The organism is Promineifilum sp. (SeqCode), assembly GCF_041918635.1.
Taxonomy (GTDB): domain Bacteria; phylum Chloroflexota; class Anaerolineae; order Promineifilales; family Promineifilaceae; genus Promineifilum.
Window position 1 is genome coordinate 1 of sequence record NZ_JAYRVJ010000123.1, and the last position, 5,897, is coordinate 5,897.

Annotated in this window: 6 protein-coding genes; 5 read left to right on the forward strand and 1 reads right to left on the reverse strand. The window is 67.4% G+C overall.

Features of this window, described 5'->3' with window-relative positions; all coding sequences use genetic code 11:
* The 5 genes from ACE3UY_RS04200 to ACE3UY_RS04220 all read left to right on the forward strand — a co-directional run.
* A partial coding sequence (locus ACE3UY_RS04200; RefSeq protein WP_374686302.1) for a hypothetical protein occupies positions 1–444 on the forward strand: 444 nt, incomplete at its 5' end.
* A 123-nt stretch (positions 445–567) separates the two neighbouring features.
* Complete coding sequence (locus tag ACE3UY_RS04205; RefSeq protein ID WP_374686303.1) at positions 568–1,323, forward strand: histidine phosphatase family protein; 756 nt, start codon at positions 568–570, stop codon at positions 1,321–1,323.
* Positions 1,324–1,472: 149 nt separating this feature from the next.
* Entirely contained in the window at positions 1,473–2,606 is a 1,134-nt protein-coding gene (locus ACE3UY_RS04210; RefSeq protein ID WP_374686304.1) for a site-2 protease family protein, read from the forward strand.
* Positions 2,607–2,739: 133 nt separating this feature from the next.
* Entirely contained in the window at positions 2,740–3,747 is a 1,008-nt protein-coding gene (locus ACE3UY_RS04215) for an ATP-binding cassette domain-containing protein (protein ID WP_374686305.1), read from the forward strand.
* 36 nt (positions 3,748–3,783) lie between these two features.
* Positions 3,784–4,608 carry an ABC transporter permease gene (locus ACE3UY_RS04220; RefSeq protein ID WP_374686306.1) on the forward strand — a complete coding sequence of 275 codons (825 nt, stop codon included), beginning with the start codon at positions 3,784–3,786 and terminating at the stop codon, positions 4,606–4,608.
* A gap of 60 nt (positions 4,609–4,668) precedes the next feature.
* Here ACE3UY_RS04220 and ACE3UY_RS04225 read toward each other — a convergent pair.
* A partial coding sequence (locus ACE3UY_RS04225) for an RNB domain-containing ribonuclease (RefSeq protein ID WP_374686307.1) occupies positions 4,669–5,897 on the reverse strand: 1,229 nt, incomplete at its 5' end.

Sequence of the window (5,897 nt, forward strand, 5' to 3'; positions counted from 1 at the left end):
CTCGTCTATCTCGTGCGCGCCCTGACCCGCAAGCCGGAAGCGCCGGTGGTGGAAGAGGCCGGCGGGACGCCGGCGATCCAGGCCGTCGCGGCGCGTTCTCCGGCCGATCGGCGGCTGCGCTGGATCAGCCGCGTTCTGGTGCTGCTGTTCGGCGCGCTGGGGTTGGTGTTTGGCGTTGGGCTGCTGGTGTTCATCGTCCGCTCGCTGACCGATCTGACGCTGGCGACGGCGCTGGCGCTGCCGTCGACGGCAGCGCCGCTGTTGTGGCTGCCGGCGCTCATGCTATTGCTGGCCGCCGGCATCGTCGTCGCGGCTTTCCTGCTCTGGCGGCGGGGTGGGGCAGGCTCCCGGGCCGGCGTGGTCTACTACACCATCATCACTCTGTGCGCCGTGGCCCTGCTGGTCGTCATCGGCGAGCAGGGATTGCTCCTGCCGCCACTCTAGAAGCGTTCGTAGTCAGGCGATTCATCGCCGTTCTTTTTTCACAAGTGGGGCGATCTGCCAAATCGCCCGACAACGCGGAAGAACAGCAATGAATTGCCTGACTACGAACAATTTCCCAGTCCCATGCAACTCTACATTCTTCGTCACGCCCAATCGGCGAACAACCACCTGTACACCACCACCAACTCCAGCGTCGGGCGGCAGGCCGACCCGCCGCTGACCGAAATCGGCCACCAGCAGGCCCAACTGCTGGCGCGCCATCTGGCGACCGTTCCGGCCGGTGAGGCGTTCGGCGCCCACGCCATGCGCCACAACCGCCATGGCTTCGGGCTGACCCACCTCTACACCAGCCTGATGCTGCGCGCCATCGTCACCGCCTCCTACGTGGCCGAGGCCACCAGCCTGCCATTGCACGCCTGGCCGGAGGCCCACGAGTGGGGCGGCCTGCATACCCTCGACGAGGCCACTGGCGAGGACGTGGGCGTGCCCGGCCCCGACCGCACTTTCTTCGCCGACCAGTTCCCCCATCTCCGCCTGCCCGAGACGCTCGGCGCGGCCGGCTGGTGGGGCGACCGGGGGCGCGAGCAGCGGGACGAGTACCTCCCCCGCGCCCAGCGCGTCTGGGCGGAACTGCTGGCCCGCCACGGCGACACGGACGACCACGTGGGTCTGGTCACCCACGGCGGCTTCTTCCAGTCGCTCATCGCCGCCGTCGTGCCGGCCGAGGGGACGTTGGGCGCGCCCGGCCTGGCCCTGGAGCATCTGCGCTTCACCGTCAGCAACGCCTCCATCAGCCGCATTGACGTGAAGGACGGCGTGGCCCGGGTGCTCTATACCAACCAGGTCGCCCACCTGCCCGACGACCTCATCACCGGATGAAAGAAGCATCCACAGATTTCACAGATGACACAGATGTAAGAACCTAATCTGTGTCATCTGTGAAATCTGTGGATTCCTCTTAATCATCTTCATCCACGTCACATCTGGCGCTTACCTCAATCAAAGGAAAGGGCTGTAAGCTGAGGAGGATGAAAACCTCACTCAAGCTATTCGCGGTGCGTGGGGTGGATATTCGGCTCCACGTCACGTTTCCGTTGATTCTGCTCTACGCCGCGCTCCAGTTCGGGCTGGTGGGCGGCATGGCCGGCGCGCTCTTCGGCGTCGTGGCCGTGTCGCTGCTGTTCGTGCTGGTGACGCTGCACGAATTGGGCCACACCTTTGCCGCGCAGCACTACGGCATTGAGGTACGGCAGATCGTCCTCTCGCCCCTGGGCGGCGTGGCCCAACTGTCGGAGATGCCCGACAAGCCGGCGCAGGAGTTGGTCATCGCCGCCGCCGGCCCGGCGGTCAACTTCGCCGCCGCGGCTGTGATGAGCGCCGTCGCCCTGGCGACGAGCGGCAGCCTGCCCGGCCTCGATGGTTTCCAGCCGTGGCAGACCGGCTTCGGCCTGTCGTCGCTCTTCGGCTACCTCTTCACCACGAACCTGTTGCTGGCGTTCTTCAACCTGTTGCCGGCCTTCCCGATGGACGGCGGGCGCATCCTGCGGGCGCTGCTGGCGTTGCGCCTCGACTACGTGCGGGCGACCAACCTGGCGGCGGGCGTCGGCCGCGCCGCGGCCGTGGCGCTGGGGCTTTATGGGCTATGGACCGGCGGCCTCTTCCTGATGCTGATCGCCTACTTCATCTTCACCTCGGCCGGCGCGGAGTCGCGCTATGTGCGCTACCGGCGCGCGGTTCAGGGGTATACGGTGCAGCACGTCTACTCCGCCGCGGCCCACCGCCTGGAGCCGGGGACGACGTTGCGCGGCGCGACCGACCTGATGCTGTTGGGCGGCCAGACGAGCTTTCCGGTTGTGGTAGATGAGGCGCTGGTGGGTTTCCTGCCCCACGCCGATCTGGTGCGCGACCTGCGCGCGCGCCCGCCCTACACGCCGGTCGGCGAACTAATGCGCCGCGACGTGGAGCCGGTGCTGCCCAGCGAGGAGCTGTTCGCGGTCGAGCAGCGCATGGCGATGGAACGACTTGACGCGCTACCGGTGGTGGCTGGTGGGCGGTATGAAGGGCTGATTACGTTGAATCAGATCAATACCCTGCGCCGGCTGGTGCGGGGCGCGTCCCCGGCTGCCGCGCCGCGCGCTCACTCCACTTCGACGGTGGGCTGAAACCGGGCCCAGCCCGACCACACTCCCTCAAACAAATATCGACAAAATCTTGACAAAATATGGATAATCCGCTAATGTTCTCTTCGTGGTTGCGCCTGATTACTGAAACTGGCGCGGCCACGGAGAGAACAGCATGGCAAATGGCGAAATCGTTGTCCAGAATTTGGTGAAACAGTACCCCGGCGACGTGATGGCCGTCAATGACGTGTCACTGCATGTCGACGCGGGCAGCATCTTTGGTTTCCTCGGCCCCAACGGCGCGGGCAAGAGCACGACGATTAAAATCCTGACGACCCTGGCGTTGCCCAGCGGTGGCCGGGCGACCGTCGGCGGCTTCGACGTGGTGACCCAGGCCGAGTCGGTGCGGCGCATTGCCGGCGTCGCCCTGCAAGACGTGGGCCTTGATCCCCTGATGAAGCCTCTGGAACTCCTGTCCCTACAGACGCGCATGTTTGGCGCGTCGCGGGAGCAGGCGCAGGCTCGTGCCGAGGAGTTGCTGTCTTTGGTGCGCCTGACCGAAGCGTCTGGCCGTCGCGTTGGAACTTACAGCGGTGGCATGCGCCGCCGTCTGGATTTGGCTCTGGCGCTGGCGCACGAGCCGCGCGTCCTCTTCCTCGACGAGCCGACCACCGGCCTTGACCCGGCCAGCCGCCGCGACGTGTGGGACGAGGTTCGTCGCCTCAACCGCGAGTTGGGCATGACCATTTTCCTGACGACCCAATACCTGGAAGAAGCGGACGAACTGGCGGACGTGGTGGCGATCATCGACAAGGGGCGGATCGCCGTGCAGGGCTCACCGGCGCGCCTGAAGAGCGACGTGGGCAACGAATCGATCAATCTGGCCTTTGACAGCCGGGATGTGGCCGAACGCGCTCTGGCCGAACTGCATGCCGTCACGCCGCGCGCGCAACTCGACCGCGACGTATTGCGGCTCTACATGGAGAACGCCGCCGAGGCGATTCCGTCCGTTGTCACCCGCCTGCGCGAATCCAGTATCAGCCCCATCTCGCTGACCCTGACGCAGCCGACGCTGGATGACGTGTTTCTGCAAGTTACCGGCCAGCGCTTGCGCGAGGGCAACGCCGCGACGCCGGAGACGCCCGCCGCGCCAGAGAAACCGCACGGTCGTCGCAGCCGTTAGTCTGGTCGCTCAGGATTCCAAAGGAAGGTCAAACGCATGGCTCCAATTACCGTACAACCCGCGCCGTCGCGCCAACTGGAAGGGCAGGCCGGCCTGCTGTCGCAGATCGCGCTGATCACACGCCGCAACCTGACGGTCATCTTTCGCACCCCACAGGCGCTGCTGCCGCCGCTGATCATCAGCGTTTTCTTTTTGGTCATCTATGAGTCCACACTGGGCGAGGCGGCCGGCTTCCTGCCCGGTCTCAGTGGCAACAGCTATCTGGGTTTCATCCTGCCCCTGTCGCTCGTCAGTTCGGCGCTCTCCGGCTCCAGCCTGGCCGCGCAAAACCTGGTGCGCGACATCGAGGGCGGTTACTTCGACAAGCTGCTGCTGACCCCCGTCAGCCGCACCGCGCTGTTGCTCGGGCCGATTCTGGCCGGCGGCTTCATTCTGGGCTTACAGGCGGTCTTCGTCATTGGCGTGGCGCTGTTGATGGGGCTGGAATCGGCCACCGGGGTCGCCGGACTGCTGGCGGTCATCGGGCTGGCCGTGTTGTTGGGCAGTGGCTTTGCCGGCTTCACCGTCTCGGCCGCGCTGGGTAGCGGCAACGCCGCCGTGACCCAGGCCGCCAGCTTCCTGTTCTTCCCGCTGACGTTCCTGACGGCCAGCTTCGTGCCGCTGGAACTGCTGAGCGGGTGGCTCAAGACGGCCGCCCGGCTCAACCCCATCACCTATGTACTGGAGGCGATGCGCGCACTGCTCAACGAGGGTTGGGACGCGACGCTGCTGTGGCAGGGCGTGGCGGCCTGCCTCGCCCTGGCCGTGGCGATGTACGCGCTGGCGGTCTACGCGCTGCGCGTTCGCACTCGCCGCAAGTAGGGGCAGACCAGCGTGTCTGCCCTGAGTGTATCTATCCAGGGCGCACACGCGGGTGCGCCCCTACGAATCGGCCCGAAACGACGCCGTCCGGTTGGGCAAGTCCACCGCCTCTACCGCCAGCCGGACGGCGCTATTGAGCGCGTGCGGCTGCCGCCGGTACAGTTCGGCCTCCCAGGCCAGTTCGGGGATGAGCACCACCTCGCGCCCCGGCTTGTGCTCCACCACGATCCCCTCGCCGCGCCACTCTGGGTGCTGCAGCAGGTAGACCAGCGTCCAATGCTGGATCGACTGCCGCTCGGCGGCGCGCACCGCGCCGACCACGGCGTCGGCCGTGCCCAGCCGCAGCGTCACCTCGGCTGTGTCGAGCGGCGGCTCGCCCCGCAGGTGGGCGCGCAACTGCTGGTGGGCCAGTAAGTCCAGATAGCGGCGCAGGGGACTGGTGACCTGCACGTACACGTCCAGCCCCAGCCCGGCGTGGCGGCCCGGCGCGGTGCTCTGCCGGCTGCGCTGCATGGCCCGGCGCTGGGCGAACATACCGGCCAGTCCCTCGGGCCGCGCCTCGAGTTCCTGCGGCGGGTCCTGAACGGTGTAAGCCAGCGGCAAGCCCGCGGCCACGCCCAACTGCCCGACCGCCTCGCCAGCCATCAGCATCGCCTCGCGCACCAGTTCCCGACTGCGCAGCGACGGCAGCGGCTTCACGACCACTTCGCCATCCTCGCATACCTTAACCTTGGCCTCGGGCAGATCGATCTCCACCGCGCCGTTGGCGATGCGCCGGGCGCGCCGTCGTTCGGCCAGGGCCATCAGTTCGCGGTATGGACTGTCGCCCAGCTGGGCCTCGGCCGCCTCGTAGGTGGTGCGGGTGACGCGAATCCAACTGAGCGTTATCTCCAGCAGTTCTACCGCGTCGTCAGGGCGAATCGCCAGGGCCAGCGACAGCGCCGGCGACACTGGCTGCCGTCCCAGGGCCAGCCGCTCCGTCATCTCCTCCGGCAGCATGCGCACCGTGCCTTCCGGGAGGTAGAGGTTGGCCGCGCGGTTGCGCGCCTCGATGTCGGCCGGCGAGCCGGGCGGGGCCAGCGCGGCGGCGTCGGCCACGTGCACCCACAGGCGGTCGCCGTCCAGGCTGAGGGCGTCGTCGGGGTCATCGCTGCCCGCGTCGTCGATCGCCAGGGCCAGCAGGTGGGTCAGGTCGCGGCGCGGCTCATCGGGCAGCGGCCCCACGGGAACGGCGGGCCGGTCGGTGGGCACGTTGAAGCGGGTGGGGTAGGGGTTGTTGGCCGGCGTCC